The 20516-nt window shown below is 47.5% G+C and carries 21 protein-coding genes and 1 tRNA gene; 19 read left to right on the top strand and 3 right to left on the bottom strand.

Features of this window, described 5'->3' with window-relative positions:
* Window positions 1-40: 40 nt before the first annotated feature.
* Window positions 41-1789, top strand: coding sequence for a peptidoglycan D,D-transpeptidase FtsI family protein (locus tag LKD36_RS04500; protein ID WP_408610914.1), 1749 nt, complete (start codon window positions 41-43; stop codon window positions 1787-1789).
* 73 nt (window positions 1790-1862) lie between these two features.
* Here LKD36_RS04500 and LKD36_RS04495 read toward each other — a convergent pair.
* Window positions 1863-1933 (bottom strand) — tRNA-Gly (locus LKD36_RS04495).
* Window positions 1934-2047: 114 nt separating this feature from the next.
* Here LKD36_RS04495 and mraY point away from each other — a divergent pair.
* The 9 genes from mraY (at window position 2048) to sigE (ending at window position 10925) form a co-directional block, all read left to right on the top strand.
* Window positions 2048-3007 (top strand): phospho-N-acetylmuramoyl-pentapeptide-transferase, encoded by a 960-nt coding sequence (gene mraY / locus LKD36_RS04490; RefSeq protein ID WP_308458865.1) that lies wholly within the window; start codon window positions 2048-2050, stop codon window positions 3005-3007.
* Between the two features lie 109 nt (window positions 3008-3116).
* Complete coding sequence (locus LKD36_RS04485; RefSeq protein ID WP_308458864.1) at window positions 3117-4199, top strand: FtsW/RodA/SpoVE family cell cycle protein; 1083 nt, start codon at window positions 3117-3119, stop codon at window positions 4197-4199.
* Window positions 4200-4265: 66 nt separating this feature from the next.
* Window positions 4266-5528, top strand: a complete 1263-nt coding sequence (gene murA / locus LKD36_RS04480) for a UDP-N-acetylglucosamine 1-carboxyvinyltransferase (protein ID WP_308458863.1) — start codon at window positions 4266-4268, stop codon at window positions 5526-5528.
* Window positions 5529-5550: 22 nt separating this feature from the next.
* Window positions 5551-6267 (top strand): cell division protein FtsQ/DivIB, encoded by a 717-nt coding sequence (locus tag LKD36_RS04475; RefSeq protein WP_118769373.1) that lies wholly within the window; start codon window positions 5551-5553, stop codon window positions 6265-6267.
* A gap of 129 nt (window positions 6268-6396) precedes the next feature.
* Window positions 6397-7542 carry a cell division protein FtsZ gene (gene ftsZ, locus LKD36_RS04470; RefSeq protein ID WP_118769637.1) on the top strand — a complete coding sequence of 382 codons (1146 nt, stop codon included), beginning with the start codon at window positions 6397-6399 and terminating at the stop codon, window positions 7540-7542.
* Window positions 7543-7602: 60 nt separating this feature from the next.
* The gene (gene aroE / locus LKD36_RS04465) at window positions 7603-8472 is read left to right on the top strand and encodes a shikimate dehydrogenase (protein ID WP_308458862.1); all 870 of its coding nucleotides are present in this window, start codon (window positions 7603-7605) and stop codon (window positions 8470-8472) included.
* A gap of 21 nt (window positions 8473-8493) precedes the next feature.
* Window positions 8494-9252 carry a type I 3-dehydroquinate dehydratase gene (gene aroD / locus LKD36_RS04460; RefSeq protein ID WP_308458861.1) on the top strand — a complete coding sequence of 253 codons (759 nt, stop codon included), beginning with the start codon at window positions 8494-8496 and terminating at the stop codon, window positions 9250-9252.
* Between the two features lie 140 nt (window positions 9253-9392).
* A complete protein-coding gene (locus LKD36_RS04455) occupies window positions 9393-10172 on the top strand; it encodes a sigma-E processing peptidase SpoIIGA (RefSeq protein WP_308458860.1) in 780 nt (259 codons plus the stop codon).
* Window positions 10173-10184: 12 nt separating this feature from the next.
* Window positions 10185-10925, top strand: coding sequence for an RNA polymerase sporulation sigma factor SigE (gene sigE, locus LKD36_RS04450; RefSeq protein WP_118769376.1), 741 nt, complete (start codon window positions 10185-10187; stop codon window positions 10923-10925).
* 51 nt (window positions 10926-10976) lie between these two features.
* Here sigE and sigG read toward each other — a convergent pair whose 3' ends face one another.
* On the bottom strand, window positions 10977-11753 hold the full coding sequence (gene sigG / locus LKD36_RS04445; protein ID WP_118769377.1) for an RNA polymerase sporulation sigma factor SigG: 777 nt from the start codon (window positions 11751-11753) through the stop codon (window positions 10977-10979).
* Between the two features lie 78 nt (window positions 11754-11831).
* Window positions 11832-12098, bottom strand: coding sequence for a PRC-barrel domain-containing protein (locus LKD36_RS04440; RefSeq protein WP_118769378.1), 267 nt, complete (start codon window positions 12096-12098; stop codon window positions 11832-11834).
* A 132-nt stretch (window positions 12099-12230) separates the two neighbouring features.
* Here LKD36_RS04440 and nrdR point away from each other — a divergent pair, with 132 nt between their 5' ends.
* From nrdR to scpB, 9 genes are all read left to right on the top strand, one after another.
* Window positions 12231-12680 (top strand): transcriptional regulator NrdR, encoded by a 450-nt coding sequence (nrdR, locus tag LKD36_RS04435; RefSeq protein WP_118769379.1) that lies wholly within the window; start codon window positions 12231-12233, stop codon window positions 12678-12680.
* 111 nt (window positions 12681-12791) lie between these two features.
* Window positions 12792-13349, top strand: a complete 558-nt coding sequence (gene efp, locus LKD36_RS04430; RefSeq protein WP_118769380.1) for an elongation factor P — start codon at window positions 12792-12794, stop codon at window positions 13347-13349.
* A gap of 70 nt (window positions 13350-13419) precedes the next feature.
* Window positions 13420-16059 (top strand): alanine--tRNA ligase, encoded by a 2640-nt coding sequence (gene alaS / locus LKD36_RS04425; RefSeq protein ID WP_308458859.1) that lies wholly within the window; start codon window positions 13420-13422, stop codon window positions 16057-16059.
* A gap of 132 nt (window positions 16060-16191) precedes the next feature.
* On the top strand, window positions 16192-16368 hold the full coding sequence (gene rpsU / locus LKD36_RS04420) for a 30S ribosomal protein S21 (RefSeq protein WP_021737899.1): 177 nt from the start codon (window positions 16192-16194) through the stop codon (window positions 16366-16368).
* A 115-nt stretch (window positions 16369-16483) separates the two neighbouring features.
* Complete coding sequence (locus LKD36_RS04415) at window positions 16484-16969, top strand: divergent PAP2 family protein (RefSeq protein WP_118769382.1); 486 nt, start codon at window positions 16484-16486, stop codon at window positions 16967-16969.
* A 132-nt stretch (window positions 16970-17101) separates the two neighbouring features.
* Window positions 17102-18313, top strand: coding sequence for a D-alanyl-D-alanine carboxypeptidase family protein (locus tag LKD36_RS04410; RefSeq protein WP_308458858.1), 1212 nt, complete (start codon window positions 17102-17104; stop codon window positions 18311-18313).
* Window positions 18314-18355: 42 nt separating this feature from the next.
* Window positions 18356-19171: a metallophosphoesterase gene (locus LKD36_RS04405; RefSeq protein ID WP_308458857.1), complete on the top strand. Its 816-nt coding sequence runs from the start codon at window positions 18356-18358 to the stop codon at window positions 19169-19171.
* A 4-nt stretch (window positions 19172-19175) separates the two neighbouring features.
* Window positions 19176-19919, top strand: a complete 744-nt coding sequence (locus LKD36_RS04400; RefSeq protein ID WP_308458856.1) for a segregation and condensation protein A — start codon at window positions 19176-19178, stop codon at window positions 19917-19919.
* A 25-nt stretch (window positions 19920-19944) separates the two neighbouring features.
* Entirely contained in the window at window positions 19945-20514 is a 570-nt protein-coding gene (gene scpB / locus LKD36_RS04395) for an SMC-Scp complex subunit ScpB (protein WP_118769386.1), read from the top strand.
* Window positions 20515-20516 lie beyond the last annotated feature (2 nt).

The following is a 20516-nucleotide window of genomic DNA, read 5'->3' as shown; positions in this document are numbered from 1 at the left end:
GAAGAACACTTCATAGACTGAAACAAAAGAAAGTCAGTTTATGAGGTGTTTTTTGTATACAAAGACATTTCACAGAAAGAAAATATTCATTGTATTCGGACTGAGTCTGGTGATGCTTATCGGTCTGGCAGGACGCCTGGTCTGGCTGATGGTATTTGAGGCAGATTATTATCAGCAGCTGGCAACGGATCTCCACGAAAGGGAGAGAAGCATTAAAGCGGCGCGGGGAAGGATTCTGGATCGGAACGGGGAAGTGCTTGCGGATAACCGGACTGTGTGTACGATCTCCGTGATTCACAGCCAGATCGAAGATCCGGAAGCGGTGATTCGAATGCTGGTAAAAGAACTGGAACTGCCGGAGGAGATCGTGCGGAAACGGGTGGAAAAGGTGAGTTCCATCGAGCGTATCCGGTCGAATGTGGACAAAGAAACGGGGGATGCGATACGGAATTACGGATATGCGGGGGTGAAGGTGGACGAGGATTTTAAAAGATATTATCCTTATGGAGATCTGGCGTCAAAAGTACTCGGGTTTACCGGCGGGGATAATCAGGGAATCATCGGTCTGGAAGTGCGGTATGACGAGTATCTGGAAGGAATTCCGGGAACTATACTGACGCTTACGGACGCCCGGGGAATTGAGATTGAGAATGCGAAAGAGGAGCGGGTGGATCCGACAGCGGGAAATGATCTGGTTTTAAGTCTCGACTACAATATTCAGTTATTTGCCCAGCAGGAGGCGTTGAAGGTTATGGAGGCAAAACAGGCAGATTATGTCTCCATTCTGGTGATGAATCCGCAAAATGGAGAGATCTATGCCTGCGTCAATGTGCCGGAGTTTGACCTGAACGACCCGTTTACCCTGCCGGAGGGGACGGATACCACAGGTATGACAGAACAAGAAATACAGGATGCCAGAAACCGGATGTGGAGAAACCAGTGTGTCAATGATACATATGAGCCGGGTTCTACTTTTAAGATTTTTACAGCGTCTGCGGCACTACAGTCCGGCACTTCCACACTTCAGGACCAGTATTACTGTCCTGGCTACAAGATTGTGGAGGACCGGAGGATCCGGTGTCATAAGGCAGGTGGGCACGGGGCGGAAGACTTTACCCATGCCCTTGAGAACAGCTGCAATCCGGCTCTGATGACGATAGGGCTTAAAATGGGTCCCTCTTTGTTTTACCAGTATTTTTCGGATTACGGGCTGCTCACTAAGACTGGCATTGACATTCCAGGTGAGGCAGCGACGATTATGCATGCACAGGAAAATATCGGGGAAGTAGAGCTTGCGACCATGACGTTTGGTCAGTCTTTCCAGATTACACCGATACAGCTGGCGGTGATGGCTTCTTCGGTGATCAACGGGGGAAGGAGAGTAACTCCGCATTTTGGAGTGGAAATAAGAAGTCAGGAAGGAACGACACTTAAAATATTTTCATGGAAAGAGAAAGACGGCATACTTTCGGAAAAAGTATCCGGTGAGATGCGGGAAATTCTGGAAAAGGTCGTATCGGAAGGATCCGGGCACAAAGCATATCTGGAAGGATACCGGATCGGAGGGAAAACAGCAACCTCGCAGACGCTGCCGCGAAGCGCCCATAAATATATTTCTTCGTTTCTCGGATTCGCACCTGCAGATGATCCGCAGGTATTGGCTCTTTGCATTGTCCACGATCCGCAGGGTATCTATTATGGCGGAACAGTCTGCGCACCTGTAGTGAAAAATATTTTTGAAAATATTCTGCCATATATGGGAATTGAGCGGAAAATGCCGGAAAGCTGATAAAGGATAAAAGGAAAGTTCCTGTGAGAAAACTTCCCTTTCGCTCTGAAAATGTTCAAAAAGTTTTTGCTTAAGCAGGTAAGGGGAGTCGAACCCCCCTCCTCAGCTTGGGAAGCTGATGTTCTACCGATGAACCATACCTGCATGTGTATTTTTATCTTACACCTGCACTGTCTAAAAAGCAAGGAAAAAGTGGTTGATAATTCCCCTCGGAAGACGTATACTTCAAAAGAACAAATGAATGAAGAGGTGTGAGTTATGACGAAAATAAGCATTGTTCTGGCAGTTCTGATTTCCTTCGTGATCAGTGCGGCAGCCGGACCTGTAATTATTCCGATTTTGAGAAAATTGAAAGTAGGACAGACGGTCAGAGATGACGGACCACAGACGCATCTGAAGAAAAATGGTACGCCGACCATGGGTGGTATTATTTTCCTTCTGGCGGTTCTGATTACTTCTCTGATCTATGCACCGCATTATCCGAAGGTCATCCCGATCCTTTTTATGACGGTTGGTTTTGGAATTGTCGGTTTTCTGGATGATTTTATCAAGGTGGTACTGCACCGCTCCGAGGGCCTGACTCCGGCGCAGAAGATGGCAGGACAGCTGGTTGTGACGGCGGTATTTGCTTATTATATGGTAAATATTTCAGATGTGGGTCTTACGATGCTGGTACCGTTCTTTCCGGAGATCAGTATTAATCTTGGATGGCTTTCCATTCCACTTCTGTTTTTTGTAGTGATTGGAACAGTAAATGGAACCAACTTCACGGACGGTCTGGACGGTTTGGCAGCAAGCGTGACGGTGATGGTAGCAGTGTTCTTCTCGGTGGTAGCGATCGGAACAGACGCAGGAATTGCTCCGGTGACGCTGGCAGTGGCAGGCGGTCTGATGGGTTTCCTCCTTTTTAATGTATATCCGGCAAGTGTATTTATGGGTGATACCGGTTCCCTGGCGCTTGGAGGATTTGTGGCAGCAACTGCCTATATGATGAATATGCCGCTGTTTATTTTACTGGTAGGATTTATCTATCTGGTAGAAGTGCTGTCTGTTATCATTCAGGTTACGTATTTTAAAGCAACGCACGGAAAACGGTTTTTTAAGATGGCTCCGATTCATCATCATTTTGAAAAATGTGGATGGTCTGAGACGAGAGTAGTAGCTGTCTTCTCCATCATTACCGCACTTTGCTGCCTGGTTGCATTCGCAGCAGTTTAAATGAAAAGATAGAAAGAGAGTGCTGATACATAAGTATTGGTGCTCTTTTTTTGTTCTGCCTGGAACAGGAAAGACATAGACTGGAGAGGAGAAGATATGCGAGGCGCCCATGGGGAAAAAAAGAGTGGACTATGTGCTTCTGTTTCTGGTACTTTTACTGGCGATGTTCGGGCTTTTTATGCTGTACAGTACCAGTGCTTATAATGGCCGTGTGAAATTTGCGGATTCTTTTTATTATCTGAAAAAGCAGTTTTTCGCTACCAGCGTGGGGCTTCTGCCTATGTATCTGGTATCCTGCATGGATTACCGAAACTTGAAAAATCTGGCGGTTCCGGGCTACGTGTTGTCGCTTTTTCTATCAGCGATGGTGCTGCTGGTTGGTGATTCCTACAATGGTTCCAGGCGTTGGCTGTCATTTGGACCGTTGTCTTTTCAGCCGTCCGAATATGCCAAGCTTGCAGTCGTGGTGCTGCTTGCATCTGTCATTAGCAATGTCGGGGACCGGATGAAATCCTGGAAGAATATGTTTCTGGTGCTGCTCATGACGCTTCCTGTTGTAGGGCTGGTAGGAACTAATAATCTGAGCACGGCTGTCATTATTCTCGGAATTGCCGTTATCCTTATTTTTGTGGCAAATCCGAGATTTTTGCCGTTTGTATGGCTGGGGATGTCAGGATGTGGTTTTGTTGGAATCTTTCTGGGAGTAGAATCCTATCGGCTGGAACGTCTGGCAATCTGGAGAAATCCGGAGTTGTATGAGAAAGGATACCAGACCATGCAGGGACTTTATGCCATTGGGTCCGGCGGACTCTTCGGCATGGGGTTCGGGGAGAGTATGCAGAAACTGGGATTTGTGCCGGAAGCCCAAAATGATATGATCTTTTCAATTATCTGTGAGGAGCTTGGACTTATGGGAGCCTGCGGTGTGCTGCTTCTTTTCGGGCTGATGATCTGGAGACTGATGGTGATTGCCACGCACACACAGGAACTGTTCGGGACACTTCTGGCAGCTGGGGTTATGGGTCATATCCTGATTCAGGTTATATTGAATGTGGCGGTGGTGACCAACACGATTCCGAATACAGGGATTACACTTCCACTCATCAGTTATGGAGGAACATCAGTCGTATTTTTCATGCTGGAGATTGGAATTGTACTCAGTGTTTCGCGGGACTGGAAAAAGGAACATTGACGGGCGTATGATGCATATAGTGGTATATAGCGGATTGCCTGCAGGCAGGCGTCGGAGGAGAGAAGAGTGAACGGAAAAAATCTGTGCATCGAAGGACCGCAGAAGATGCAGGGAGAACTGCTGGTGCAGGGTTCCAAGAATACGGCGCTGCCGGTGCTTGCAGCTACATTGCTTGGAAAAGGTGTATTTGTGCTTCATCACTGTCCGAAGATCTCGGATGTGGAACATATGCTGGAAATGCTGGAAGTCGCAGGATGTACAGTGGGAAGAGAAGGACATATGCTGCTCATAGATACCCGGCAGGCGGATCAGTACTGTGTGACGGGAAACGGTGCGGGAAAAATGCGTTCGACGATTACACTGCTTGGCAGCATTCTTGGAAGAATGCATCGGGTAGAAATTCCTTATCCGGGAGGATGTACGATCGGAAAACGACCCATAGACCTTCATCTGCGGGGACTGGAACAGCTTGGAGCAGTCTTTGAACACTGCGAACATACGCTGAAGGGGCAGGCGGAGCAGCTGCACGGAGCCAACATTTATCTGGATTTTCCCAGTGTGGGTGCGACAGAGAATCTTCTGCTGGCATCAGTTCTGGCAGAGGGAGAGACGGTGCTGCACGGAGCGGCCATGGAACCGGAAATTGTGGAACTTGCCATATTTTTAAAAAAGATGGGGGCGAAAATCAGGGGGGAAGGAACGCCGGTTCTTCAGATCGAGGGGGTCAGAGAACTCCATGGAGCTGAGTTTATCATCCCTGCAGACCGGATTGTGGCGGGAACCTATCTGTGTGGGGCGGTGATGACCGGCGGTGATGTGCGCCTTCTTCATGTCCCGGCAACACATCTGGGCAATTTGCCTGATATTCTTGCACATTTGGGAGCAGAACTGGAAATCAGAGGGGATGGCGAGGAGATCCGCATCCGGATGAGACGGCGTCCTGCGGCAATTCCGTATCTGGCTACAGCGCCGTATCCGGGATTTCCGACAGATCTGCAGTCTGTTCTGATGGCAGTGTTGTCGGTGTCTTCGGGATTAAGTCTTCTGGAAGAGAAAATCTTTGAGGCGAGATTTCAGACAGTGCCGGAACTGAGGCGGATGGGGGCATCTATTCAGCAGGGAGAGGCCTTTGCTCTTATCGAAGGGAAGGAAAGATTGTTGGGAACAGATGTGAGGGCGGAAGAACTCAGGGGAGGAGCGGCGCTTATTATGGCAGCGGTGGCTGCAGAAGGAAAAAGCAGGATCTCAGGCATGGAATATGTGCACCGGGGATATGAAGATATACAGGGGGATTTAAAAAAACTCGGAGTTGTGGTAAACTACTCGTAAAAAGTAAAAGGAAGCAAACAGATTGAAGCATTATAAACGATGGATCATAGCAGGGGCGGCGCTGACGGCGGCTGTGGTGCTGCTTCTGTGCGTGGCCGGAGTGTTCCGGGTCAGGGAAGTGACGGTCACAGGCAATGAATATTATACGAAGGAACAGATTGCGGATTTTGTGATCGGGGATGGGCTGAAACGGAATACGCTGTATCTGTATGTCCGCTACAATTATATGGAACATCCGGAGATTCCGTTCATCGACGCATTTGAGGTGAAGGTTGATTCCCCCAGCAGCCTGACGATTCGGGTGTATGAGAAAAATATAGTTGGTTATGTTCACTATCTGGGAAAAAATGTCTATTTTGACAAGGATGGTATCGTGGTGGAAAGCTCGGATCAGGAGATCGAAGGTGTTCCGCTGATCAAAGGACTTACTTTCGACCGGCTCACCATGCATCAGGCACTGAATGTAAAAGATGCGTCTATATTTGGGACAATCCTTAATATTACCCAGCTTCTGGACAAATACGGACTGAAACCGGACGAGATCCGCTTTGGAAATAATCTGGAACTTTACCTGTCTATGAAGGATGTAACGGTGAATTTGGGAACTGGTGACCACCTGGATGAAAAGATCTCAAGACTTAAGAAACTGGAGCCGGATTTGGAGGATAAATCAGGAACGCTTCATATGGAGAATTATACGGATGAGAGCACGCATATTTCGTTGGAAGCATCTAGGTAGTTATTTTGGAAAAAAACAAAAATATCAAAAATATGGTTGCACAATTCCGGAAAAAAAGCTATGATTAATATTAATGTAAGATAGCGCGAGATATCGTGTTTGAAGGAGGATATGACCTTGTTGGAAATCATGACGAACGAAATGGAATCTGCTGCGCGGATCATCGTTGTAGGTGTCGGCGGAGCAGGTAATAATGCTGTAAATAGAATGGTAGAGGAACAGATTGGCGGAGTTGAGTTTATCGGTATCAATACAGATAAACAGGCATTAAAGCTCTGCAAGGCACCGACAGCAATTCAGATCGGCGAGAAGCTGACCAAGGGGCTTGGTGCAGGTGCAAAACCGGAAGTAGGCGAGAAAGCTGCTGAGGAGAGTATCGAAGAGCTCAAAGAAGCCATCCAGGGAGCAGATATGGTATTTGTTACCTGTGGTATGGGAGGCGGAACCGGTACTGGAGCAGCTCCGGTACTGGCAAAAGCAGCAAAAGAGATGGGAATCCTGACAGTTGGTGTTGTGACCAAACCGTTCCGTTTCGAAGCAAAACAGCGTATGAACAATGCGCTTCAGGGAATTGAAAAACTCAAAGAGTCCGTAGATACGCTGATTGTCATCCCGAATGACAAACTTCTGGAGATTGTGGACCGCAGAACGACCATGCCGGAGGCACTGAGAAAAGCAGATGAAGTGCTTCAGCAGGCAGTACAGGGTATTACGGACCTGATCAATCTGCCGGCTCTGATCAATTTGGATTTTGCGGATGTACAGACTGTCATGACTGACAAGGGTATTGCTCATATTGGTATTGGTACGGCAAGAGGTGATGACAAGGCACTGGAAGCAGTGAAACAGGCAATTACCAGTCCGCTGCTTGAGACCACCATCGCAGGTGCAACTCATGTCATCATCAATATTTCCGGAGATATTTCCCTGATTGATGCAAATGAAGCTGCAAGCTACGTACAGGAGCAGGTTGGAGAGGATGCAAACGTTATCTTCGGTGCAATGTATGATGCAACGAACACAGATGAGGTAAGTATCACTGTAATCGCAACCGGACTGCAGGACAACGGAGGAGCAAAATCCGTACTTCCGTCATACCATCAGGTACAGAAGCCCACACCGGTAAGCCAGGGAATGGGACAGGCATCCGTATCTGCTGCAAAATCGAAGCTTCAGGTACAGCCTCTTCCGGGACTGAAGACCTTTAAGAAACCGGAGAGCACAGTGGAAGAGCAGGAGATCAAGATTCCGCAGTTCTTTCAGAAAAACAGATAAATAATCGAAACCGCCCGAGGCATTCAAGGGCGGTTTTGTTATATACGGAGGAAATTAATCATGAACGGAGTACCAATCACAGGACATACAGGACTGACGTGCCTTCTTGGCAGCCCGGTGGCACACAGTGTATCACCTGCCATGCATAACGAATCCTTTCGATATCACGGACTTGACTGTGTATATCTGGCGTTTGATGTATCACCGGAAGAGTTTGAGACAGCGGTGGATGGCCTGATCGTCATGAATGCAAGAGGATGGAACTGTACCATGCCGCATAAGAGAAGCATGTTTGAACGGGTGGATGTAAAATCACAGGAAGCGGAGCTGATCGGTGCAGTCAATACAGTCGTGCAGGAAAATGGCGTCCTGACCGGATATAATACGGATGGCAAAGGTTATATGCGAGCAGTAGAGGATGCCGGATATGATATTATCGGAAAGAAAATGACGATTCTCGGAACCGGCGGGGCTGCAGCTTCTATTATTGCGCAGGCAGCGCTTGACGGAGTGCCTGAGATTGATGTGATTGCCAGAAAGGGACATTCCTGGGGAGAGACAGAGAAAGTAGTGGAGCGGGTCAATGCTGGTACAGACTGTAAGATCTGCATGTATGAACTGGCAGATCAGGTGCAGATGAAGAAAAGTATCGATGACAGTGCCATTCTGGTCAATGCTTCTTCGGTGGGAATGAGTCCTCATGAAGATAGCTGTCTGGTGCCGGATCAGACGTTCTTCCATCCGGAACTGATTGTTTCCGATGTGATCTATAATCCGAGAAAGACGAAACTTCTCCGCATGGCGGAGGACGTCGGATGCAATACATTTAACGGCATGTATATGCTTCTTTATCAGGGTGCTTATGCGTTTGAACTGTGGACCGGACATGAAATGCCGGTCGGACTTGTCAAAGAAAAATATTTCAGCTGAAACCAGCAGGGGAGATGAATCATGAAAAAAACGTTCGGACTTGGACCAAGCGGTACGCTGATGGGAGAGGGAACTCCGAAAATCTGTATTCCGATTGTGGCGGAGACAGTGGAAGAAATTCGGAAAAAAGCGGAAGAGATCAGCCTCCTTCCGGCCGAAGTGGTAGAATGGCGTGCGGATTTCTATGAGGATATTTTTGTGGAAGGAAAGCTGGAAGAGATCCTTTCCATGCTTCGTGTGATTCTGAAAAATCAGGCGCTTCTCTATACATTCCGCAGTGCGGACGAGGGCGGACATCGGATGGTGGAAAAAGAAACTTATTATCAGCTGAATGAGCGGGCAGCAGGCTCGGGACTGGTGGATCTGATAGACGTGGAAGCCTTTATGGATGAGGACAGTACTGCAGCGCATATGAGAAAACTGCAGGAACTGGGAGTGCATACGATCGCATCCAACCATGACTTTGCGGCAACCCCGGTGCCGGAAGAAATGTTGCGGCGCCTGACACGGATGCAGGCGCTGGGAGCGGACGTGGCCAAACTGGCAGTGATGCCGGGGTGCCCGCAGGACGTCTTAAACCTTCTGCAGGTGACTCTGACAGCATATGAGACGTTGGAAATTCCGGTGATTACCATGTCCATGGGAAAACAGGGCATTGTCAGCAGAATCAGCGGACCACTGACCGGTTCAGCACTGACCTTTGCCACCGCTGGCGAAGCGTCGGCTCCCGGGCAGATTCCGGTAGAGAACATGAGAGAGATACTGGATATAATTTTATAAGAGTCAGAAAAGGCGGATCGTTTTCGATCCGCCTTTTGTCGGATTATGGCGAGAAAAAGCCGGATTTTCCGCCGGTATCTGACAAAGTCTGCGGCGCCCTTTCCCTATAATGTTGTCTATCATAAGAGAGAGGGCAGCAAGTGTACTATGAAGTTTATGTAGATATTTTATTTCTGGAAAATCTGTGGATGGATGCGGAACTTTTGGTTCTGACAGCAAAGCTGTTCCGGAAACCGCTGCATGCAGGGCGGATTCTTGCGGCGGCCATAGCAGGAAGCTTGGGGGCTTGTCTGCTGACGATTGGTTCGGAATGGATCAGCAGAGCTGGTTGTTTTCTGGGGAGCCTGTTTCTGGCAGTGCTGATGACGGCCATCGCTTTTGGAAGAGAAAAACATTTCAGACTGACGGTGGCAGGGCTTTATCTGGAATGTTTTCTAATGGGAGGCTTTCTCAGGTATGCAGACCAGTTTTATCGGCTGAATGGAATGGTGTTCCTGATGGCAGGAAGTGTTGCCGGGGTTGTTTTATCCGGGCTGGAAACTCTGATTCTGGAGAAAAAGAAAGAAGAACAGCGGGTATGCCGTACGGTTTTGGTTTGCGGCAGCTGTCAACTGGAATTGGAAGGACTTCTGGATACCGGGAACGGACTTACAGATCCTGTCAGCAGAAGTCCGGTGAGTCTTGTGGACCGTGCTTATATGGAACTTTTGTTGAAAGGAGACAGGACAGAGAGAATTCCGCGGATGATTCCTTATCAGACGATTTCACAGAAAGGTATTCTGACAGCCTACCGGATTGATATCATGAAAATTCGCAATCTGTCAGAAACTGTGGAGATTCAGAAGCCGTGGATTGCCGTCATGCCACAGTCGGCCGGAAGATATCCGCTGATACTTCATCGTGACCTGCTTTCCTCGTGAGGGGGAGGCAATATGATTATAAAAGTAACCATACCGCATCAGGTGCAGCTGAAAGTGGCACCAAGACTGAAAAGCATGATCTTTGCCCGGGAGGGAGAGATTCACTATATCGGAGGCACGGAGATTTTGCCGCCGCCATTGAATGCAGAAGAGGAAGCGAGGGCAATTCTCGGACTGGAAAGTGAGAACGGAGAGCAGGCGAGGGCAACACTCATTGAACATAATCTGAGACTTGTAGTGTACATAGCCAGAAAATTTGAAAATACCGGAGTAGGTGTGGAAGATCTGATTTCCATAGGCACGATCGGGTTGATCAAGGCGATCAATACATTTAACCGGAACAAAAATATCAAGCTTGCGACGTATGCGTCCAGATGTATTGAAAATGAGATCCTCATGTATCTGCGCCGCAACAGCAAGATGCGGATGGAAGTCTCCATCGACGAGCCGCTGAATGTGGATTGGGATGGAAATGAACTGCTCCTGTCGGATATCCTGGGTACAGATGCGGATATCATTTATCGGGATCTGGAAAATGAGGTAGAGCGGAAACTGCTGAAGAAAGCGCTTTCTAAACTTTCCAGGAGAGAAAAGACTATCATAGAACTGCGCTTCGGACTGAATCACCCGTCCGGCAGAGAGATGACACAGAAAGAAGTGGCGGATCTTATGGGTATTTCTCAGTCTTACATTTCCAGACTGGAAAAGAAAATTATCGGAAGACTGAAAAAAGAAATTGTAAAATATGAATGACTAATTGATTCGGAGCCGCCTGCACAGCGGCTCTGTTTTTAGTCTGTAGGTTTATTTCAGATAGCCGCGCATGGTTTTTAACGCATTTTTTTCAAGACGGCTGACCTGTGCCTGGGAGATATGGATTTCTTCGGCCACTTCCATCTGAGTACGTCCTTCGAAGAAACGAAGCCGGATAATGCGGCTTTCCCGCGGAGTCAGATGCTTCATGGCTTCGGAGAGAGACAGATTTCGGACCCAGTTGTCTTCCTTGTTTTTCTTGTCACTAATCTGATCCATGACATAGAGGGTATCACCGCCTTCTGTGTAGACCGGATCATAAAGGCTGATCGGGCTCTGGATGGCGTCCAGTGCGTAGACGATGTCTTCTTCCGGAATCTGAATGGCTTCCGAGATCTGGTGAAGTGTCGGCTCCTGAGCGGTCTCGCGGGACAGGCTTTCTCTGGCATAGATGGCCTTGTAAGCAATATCCCGCAGGGAACGGCTGACACGGATGCTGTTATTATCCCGGAGATAACGGCGGATTTCCCCCACGATCATTGGAACAGCATAAGTGGAAAATTTGACATCCAGTGTGCAGTCAAAATTGTCGATGGCCTTCATAAGGCCGATACAGCCGATCTGGAACAAGTCATCGGCATTTTCACTGCTGGAAGAGAAACGCTTGATGACGCTTAAGACCAGTCTGAGATTTCCTTTGATGTACAGTTCCCGGGCTTCTTTGTCGCCCTTTTTTATTCGCTCAAACAGTGTATTTTTTTCTTCTGCCGTGAGAAGCGGAAGTCTCGATGTATTGACTCCGCAGATTTCCACTTTGTTCAGAATCATCTCATTTCCTCCTGCTGTCGATTGTCTGTTAAAAGCATTTCCGAAAAACGGACGGTTATGCAGGGTGGCATGAAATAACTATTTCCATATTTTTCTTGGCATCAGAACTTCTTCCTCACAGATTTCCACCAGAATGATATCAGGACCGATCTGACAGATCTTTTTCCAGGGAATCACGTATTCCTGATCCGGTCCGAGAAGCCCGCAGAGCCGGAATGGTCCAGGTACGACGATGGAGCAGATGCAGCCGTTTTTCGGATCAAGGATCAGGTCATTGACCCGGCCGAGCCGTCTACAGTTACAGCGGTTGATGACGTCTTTTTCTTTCAGCTCACAAAAATGCATGCACAATGCCTCTTTTTGATTTCAGTGTATGCGGCGAAGTAAAATTTATCCGGTAAAGTGACGGCTCTTTCGTTGACATTAAGGCGGACGCTGTTATATACTGGACGAAAGAAAAAAGGGAGGGATTCCGGGATGAAATGTCCATACTGCGGAAAGGATAATACTAGGGTGATTGATTCAAGACCTGCGGATGACGGAGATTCCATCCGCCGCAGAAGAGAATGTGATGAGTGTCATAAGCGGTTTACCACTTATGAGAAGGTGGAGACGATTCCAATGATTGTCATTAAGAAAGACAATAACCGGGAGACGTATGACCGCGCCAAGATAGAGGGCGGTGTATTCAGAGCCTGCCATAAGAGACCGATCTCCGCAGCACAGATTGAAGCCATGATAGATGATGTGGAGGCCTGTATATTCAATAAAGAAGAGAGGGAGATTTCCAGTGAGGAAATCGGCGAGCTGGTCATGGGAAAATTAAAGGATCTGGATTCTGTTGCCTATGTGCGTTTCGCATCCGTCTACAGGGAATTTAAGGATGTGAATACATTTATGGACGAACTGAAAAAAATACTGGAATAAGCAGATGAAAAAATTCTCATAAAATAGTTGAAATGATCGGAAAAGTATTATAAAATGAGTTAAAGTGAGGGGATTGTGCATTCCCTTTGTAACATAAGGAGGACGAACATAATGATTTCAGCAGGAGATTTTAGAAATGGTGTTACCCTTGAGATTGAGGGAAACGTTTATCAGATTTTGGAGTTCCAGCATGTAAAACCTGGTAAAGGCGCTGCATTCGTAAGAACCAAACTTAAGAATATTATCAACGGCGGTGTAGTTGAGAAGACTTTCCGCCCGACTGAGAAATTCCCGGCAGCACGTATTGACCGTGTGGACATGCAGTATCTGTACAGTGACGGAGATCTGTATCACTTCATGAACGTAGAGACTTTCGACCAGATCGCACTGAACAGTGATGACGTTGGAGATTCTCTGAAGTTCGTAAAAGAGAATGAGATGGTTAAGATCTGTTCTCATAACGGAAATGTATTTGCAGTAGAGGCTCCGCTGTTTGTAGAGCTTGAGATCATTGATACCGAGCCGGGCTTCAAAGGCGATACTGCTACAGGCGCAACCAAACCGGCAACCGTTGAGACCGGCGCAGTTGTAAACGTACCGCTGTTCGTAGAGCAGGGCAACAAGATCAAGATTGACACCAGAACCGGTGAGTATCTGTCCCGTGTATAAGGACAACTGAGCAAGAATTTTCTGAAAGACCTGGATGAAAATCCGGGTCTTTTGACAGGAGGAAAAGAAAGTGAAAGAATACGGCGTAAACGAGCTCCGGAGAATGTTTCTGGATTTCTTCGAGAGCAAAGGCCATCTGAAAATGAAGAGCTTTTCACTCGTTCCACATAACGACAAGAGCCTTCTTCTGATTAACTCTGGTATGGCACCTCTGAAACCTTACTTTACAGGAGCAGAGATTCCGCCGAGACGACGGGTAACTACCTGCCAGAAATGTATCCGTACAGGTGATATCGAGAATGTAGGAAAGACCGCACGTCACGGTACCTTTTTTGAGATGCTTGGTAATTTTTCTTTTGGAGATTACTTCAAAGATGAAGCAATCCACTGGTCCTGGGAGTTCCTGACTGAAGTGGTCGGGCTGGATCCGCAGAGATTATATCCGTCTGTATACCTGGAGGATGATGAGGCATTTGACATCTGGAATAAAGAGATCGGAATCCCTGCAGACCGGATCTTTAAATTTGGAAAAGAAGATAACTTCTGGGAGCATGGTGCAGGTCCTTGTGGTCCGTGTTCTGAAATTTATTATGATCGCGGTGAAAAATATGGCTGCGGCAAACCAGGCTGTACGGTAGGATGTGACTGTGACCGTTACATGGAGATCTGGAACAATGTATTTACCCAGTTTGATAATGATGGACACAACAACTACACAGAGCTGGTTCAGAAGAACATTGATACCGGTATGGGTCTGGAACGTCTGGCAAGTGTTGTTCAGGACGTAGATTCCATTTTTGATGTGGATACTGTCCGTGCATTGAGAGATAAAGTATGTGAGTTTGCACATTGTGAATATCATAAGGATGATGTAAAAGACGTCTCTATCCGTCTGATTACCGATCATATCCGTTCCGCAACTTTCATGATTTCCGATGGTATTATGCCGAGTAACGAGGGACGTGGTTATGTACTCCGCCGTCTGATCCGCCGTGCAGCACGTCACGGACGTCTTCTTGGAATTGAAGGAAAATTCCTTGCAAAACTGTCTGAGACCGTGATTGAGGGATCTAAAGACGGATATCCGGAGCTGGAAGAAAAGAAAGAGTTTATTTTTAAAGTTCTGAATCAGGAAGAAGATAAGTTCAACAAGACCATCGACCAGGGACTTTCCATTCTGGCACAGCTGGAAGAGGAGATGAAGGTAGCCGGTGAGAAGACTCTGTCCGGAGAGAATGCGTTCAAATTATACGATACTTACGGATTCCCACTGGATCTGACCAAAGAAATCCTGGAGGAAAAAGGATTCGCTATTGACGAAGAAGGATTTAAGGCATGCATGGAAGAGCAGCGTACCAAGGCTCGTTCTGCCCGTGAAGTAACCAACTACATGGGAGCAGATGCGACTGTATATGATGAGATCGATGCAGCTGTTACCAGTGAGTTCACCGGATATGATCATCTGACTGACGAATCCAAAGTAACTGTTCTGACCACGGATACAGAGATCGTGGAAGCACTGACTGACGGTCAGGTGGGAACCATCTTTACTGAGAAGACTCCGTTCTATGCTACCATGGGTGGTCAGGAAGGAGATAAAGGTATCATTACCCTTGGCGACGCGCAGTTCCAGGTAGAGGATACCATCAAACTGCTGGGTGGCAAGATCGGCCATGTAGGACATATGACCAAAGGCATGATCAAGACCGGCGATGTGGTGACTCTGAAAGTAGACGCTGCAGGCCGTGCAGGCACTTCCAAGAACCACAGTGCAACTCATCTGCTTCAGAAAGCACTGAAGACTGTTCTGGGAAGCCATGTAGAGCAGAAAGGTTCTCTGGTAACTCCTGACAGACTTCGTTTTGACTTTGCTCACTTCCAGCCGATGACTGCTGAGGAGATTGCAGAGGTAGAGAAACTGGTCAATGAGAAGATTCAGGAAGCTCTTCCGGTAACGACTCAGGTCATGGATATCGAGGAAGCAAAGAAGAGCGGTGCAATGGCATTGTTTGATGAGAAATACTCTGAGAAGGTACGTGTAGTATCCATGGGAGATTTCTCTAAAGAGCTTTGCGGTGGTACTCACGTAGCAAATACCAGTGCAATTACTGCATTCAAACTGGTATCCGAGTCCGGTATCGCAGCAGGTGTACGTCGTATAGAGGCACTGACTGGAGACGGCGTATTCAAATATTATAAAGAACAGGAAGCAGAGCTTGCAAAAGCAGCAAAACTTCTGAAGACTGCTCCGCAGTCCGTATGTGAGAAGATCGAGCATCTGTACAGCGAGATCAAGTCCCTGCAGGCAGAAAATGATGCTCTGAAGAGCAAAGCTGCCAAAGATGCACTTGGTGATGTTATGAATCAGGTACAGGAAATCAAAGGTGTCAAACTTCTGGCTGCAAAACTGGAAGGTGTGGACATGAATGGTCTGCGTGATCTCGGTGATCAGCTGAAAGAGAAGCTTGGCGACGGTGTGGTTGTTCTGGCATCTGTCAATGATGGTAAAGTAAATCTGATGGCAACCGCTACGGATGCGGCCCAGAAGAAAGGTGCTCATGCAGGCAACCTGATCAAAGCAATTGCCGCACTGGTAGGTGGCGGCGGTGGCGGACGTCCGGGTATGGCACAGGCAGGAGGAAAGAATCCGGCTGGTGTGGATGATGCCATTAAAGAGGCTGCAAAAGTAGTCGAAAGCCAGATTAAATAAAAAATTGCAAAAAACAGAAAAAAACTGTTGACAAAACGGGATAAGGTGCATATAATTTTAGCAGTGCAATAAAATACCCAGACAGTTGTATTCTGCACAATACACAACTGGAGGGAGGTTAGGTGTGATACTATGTCAAATGTAATCGTTAAAGAAAACGAGACTTTGGATAGCGCATTGCGTCGTTTCAAAAGAAACTGTGCAAAGGCTGGAATCCAGCAGGAGATTCGTAAGAGAGAGCATTACGAGAAGCCGAGCGTAAAGCGTAAGAAAAAATCCGAAGCAGCTAGAAAGCGTAAATATAATTAAGGATTGTGCAGTAATGCCTTGACTGTAAAGTCAAGGCATTTCTTAGTTGCAGACGATTCCGGAATAATTCCGGATGATCTCCGGACAGGAAAAATGAAAGTACGGGAGCGGAACGATGGGGGACTTTTTTACAGCACTGATCAATAATAAAGTATTGATCTGTGGAATTTCAGGATGGGCGGTAGCTCAGATTCTGAAAACCTTGATTTATGCAATGATCAATAGAGAGATCCGCTGGGAGCGGATGATTGGAGATGGCGGTATGCCGAGTGCCCATTCGGCGACAGTGAGTGCAATGGCCGTATCTTCGGGCATTCTTTATGGTTTTGGCAGTTTTGAATTCGCAATTGCGTGTATGCTGGCAATTATCGTTATGCACGATGCGATGGGTGTCCGTATGGAGACTGGAAGACAGGGTAAAATTTTAAATGAAATGATCGACTTTTTCCGCACGGAAGGATTCGTGGAAGCGTTCAAAAAAAACGATAAAATGTACGAATTTTGGGAGGCAAGCTTAAAAGAATTTGTAGGACATACGCCGCTGCAGGTGGCGGCAGGCTGTATTCTTGGAATCTGTGTCGCCTGTCTGGTACTTAGATAGTATAGAAGAAAAATAAACGGGCCGGAAAATCAGAAGGTTTTCCGGCTTGTTTTATGCATATTTTTTCGGTTTTCTGCTACACATAAAGTAAAGGAACTCCGAGGTGATATTCTGAAAGTTCTGAGATGGGCGGTGACATATCTGATGATATTGCTTCTGACCTTAAAGCCTGCAGCTGTATGGGCGGCGGAAGATCAGAAACAGGAAGAGACGGAGGTGCCGGAGGAAAGCCGGACACAGGAAGACCGGGAATTAAATCAGGTGGCGGCAGAGGTATCGGCACCGCATGCACTTTTAATGGAAGTTTCCACGGGAACGGTACTGATGGAAAAGGCAGCGGATGAGAAAGTCCATCCAGCCAGCGTGACGAAAATTATGACCCTTCTTCTCATTCTGGAAGCACTGGAGGATGGAAAAATTGTGCTGTCTGATATGGTGACTGTGTCGGAACATGCGGCGTCCATGGGTGGTTCCCAGGTATATCTGGAACCTTATGAAAAACAGACGGTTGACACACTTCTGAAATGTATTGCAGTGGCGAGCGCTAATGATGCATGCGTGGCCATGGCAGAATATATCAGCGGCAGTGAAGGGGACTTTGTGAAACTGATGAATGCCCGGGCGGAAGAACTGGGCATGTCAAATACCCATTTTGTCAACTGCTGCGGTTTGGATGCGGAGGAACATTTGACAACGGCCAGGGATGTGGCACTTATGTCCCGGGAACTTTTACGGAACCACCCGCAGATTCATGAATATTGTACGATCTGGATGGAAAATATTACCCACCAGACAGCGAGGGGATCCTTTGAATTCGGATTGACCAACACCAACAAGCTGATCCGGCAGTATGAATATGCGACCGGCCTGAAGACCGGCTATACCAGCGTGGCCGGGTTCTGCGTATCTGCCAGTGCCAAAAAAGAGAATATCGAGCTGGTCGCTGTGATTATGGGCGGCACAGACAGCAAAAGCCGTTTTCAGGATGCTGTGACGCTTCTGAACAGCGGGTTTGCCTGCTGCAGCCTTTATACGGATGAGAACAGGGCTGCTTTGCCGAAAATCCAGGTAAAGGGAGGCGTTGAGGGACAGGTCGGGCTTCAATATGCAGATGAATTTTCTTATGTATCTACAGATGGAAGCAATTTGTCCCAGGTGGAGCGGGTGCCTGAACTTCCGGAAGAGGTAACGGCTCCGGTGGAGAAAGGTGACAGGATCGGCAGAATGGTCTATGTGCTGAACGGCAGAGAGATTGGTTCTACAGAACTTATGGCGGCAGATACGGTGGAACGGGCTGTTTACGGAGACTACATTGGTCAGGTGTTCCGTATCTTTTTGCTGTAAACCAATTGCAGAACTGCCGGAATTTATGCTATGATAACCTCTATGGAAAAGAAAAGAAAACTGGAGACAGTAAGATATACGATTAAAAGTGAAAAATTGCCCCGGAAGATGCGTCCTCTGAAACTAGTTATGCTGGCGGATCTCCATGACCGGTTATGGGGGGAACATCAGCGGTTTCTGGCAGATAAAATAGAAAAATTGCAGGGAGACCTGGTGCTGTGTGCGGGAGATATGCTGATTGCGGAAAAATGTGCAGCCATGGATCATGCGGTACAGCTGTTTGAAGAACTAAAGAAGCGAAAGATTCCGGTAATCTGCGGAAACGGGAATCACGAGTCACGTATGCGGCAATGCCCGGAAACATACGGAACGCAGTATGAAATTTACAGCCGCAGACTGACAGCGTGCGGCGTGAGAATCCTGACAGATGAAGTCATGGATTTTTCCTGGGAAGGGCAGAAAATCCGGATTTACGGCTATGAGCTTCCACTTTCTTTTTATAAAAAGTTTCGGCAGCTGCCTTTTGAAGGACAGGATCTGCGGGAAAAATTCGGAATACCTGATCCGGAAGCTTTTCATATTCTCCTGGCACACAACCCGGTTTATTTTGATACTTATGCAGCCTGGGGGGCAGATTTGACACTTTCCGGACATCTGCATGGAGGCATTATAAGAATTCCGGGAATTGGCGGATTGATTACACCTCAGGCCCAGCTGTTCCCCAAATATGACAGGGGACTGATCTCTGTCAATGGAAAATATATGGTAGTCAGCGCGGGACTGGGAGAACATACAGTGCCCATCCGCATTTTTAACCCACCGCAGCTGATTCTGATTACTGTGGAAGGAAACGCATAGAGATATGGCATTATCGGTGAAGATTGAAAGCTTTGAAGGCCCGCTGGACCTTCTGCTTCATCTGATTGACGTAAATAAATTCAATATTTTTGATATTCCGATTGTGGAGATTACAGAACAATATATGGAGTATCTGGATTCCATGGAAACGGAAGACTTAAATGTCATGAGTGAATTCCTCGTTATGGCGGCAACGCTTCTGGAGATCAAGGCGAAGATGCTCCTTCCGGTGGAAGTGGATGAAGAAGGGGAAGAGATTGACCCGAGAGAAGATCTGGTACAGAAACTGCTGGAATATAAGATGTACAAGTATATGTCCTACGAACTGAGGGACAGACTTTCTGTATCCGGGCAGGCGTTCTATAAAGGTCCGACGATTCCGGATGAAGTGGCAAAGTATGAGCAGCCGGTGGATCTGGAAGAACTGGTGGGAGATCTGACGCTGACCAGGCTCAATACGATTTTTCAGGGACTGATGCGGCGCCAGACAGAAAAAATCGACCCGATTCGAAGTAAATTCGGCCAGATTGAACGGGAAGAAGTCAGTCTCGATGAGAAGATGAATGCAGTGCGAACCTATGCGGAGAGTCACAGCTCCTTCTATTTCTCGGCGCTTATGATGGAACAGAAGGGAAAAATACAGATGATAGTGACATTCCTCGCTATTTTGGAACTGATGAAGACGGGAGAGCTGACAGTTATGCAGGAACATACATTTGATGATATGTTGATTACATCCCGGATATAAAGGACACAACAGGAGGAAATGCAATTTGGAACGGGAAAAGACCGAAGCGGCGATTGAGGCAATTCTGTTTGCGATGGGAAATGCCGTAAGTGTGGACAAGATTGCAGCAGCAATCGGCCATGATACAGAAACGACAAGAAAACTGGTGCATCAGATGATGGATCAGTATAACAGCCGTCCGGGCGGACTGGAGATTATCGAGCTGGAGGATTCCTTTCAGCTCTGTACCCGGAAGGAATATTATGACACCCTGATTAAGGTGGCCAAGCAGCCGAAAAAATATGTACTGACGGATGTGCAGCTGGAAGTATTGTCCATCATTGCTTATAAGCAGCCGGTGACACGTCAGGAGGTGGAGAAGATCCGTGGTGTCAATTCTGACCATGCCCTGAATCGTCTGGTAGAGTACGGGCTGGTGGGGGAAGCGGGCCGTCTGGATGCGCCGGGCCGTCCGATCCTGTTCGGAACGACCGAAGAGTTCTTGCGGAACTTCGGTGTTCGTACCGCAGAAGATCTGCCATCCATCCAGCCAGATCTGGTGGAAGAGATGAAGAGTGAGGCGGAAGAAGAAGTACAGCTGAAACTGAATCTGTAAGT

This window comes from Hominiventricola filiformis (genome assembly GCF_020686965.1).
In the GTDB taxonomy this organism is placed as follows: Bacteria; Bacillota; Clostridia; order Lachnospirales; family Lachnospiraceae; genus Hominiventricola; species Hominiventricola filiformis.
This window is presented reverse-complemented; position numbering and strand designations above follow the sequence as displayed.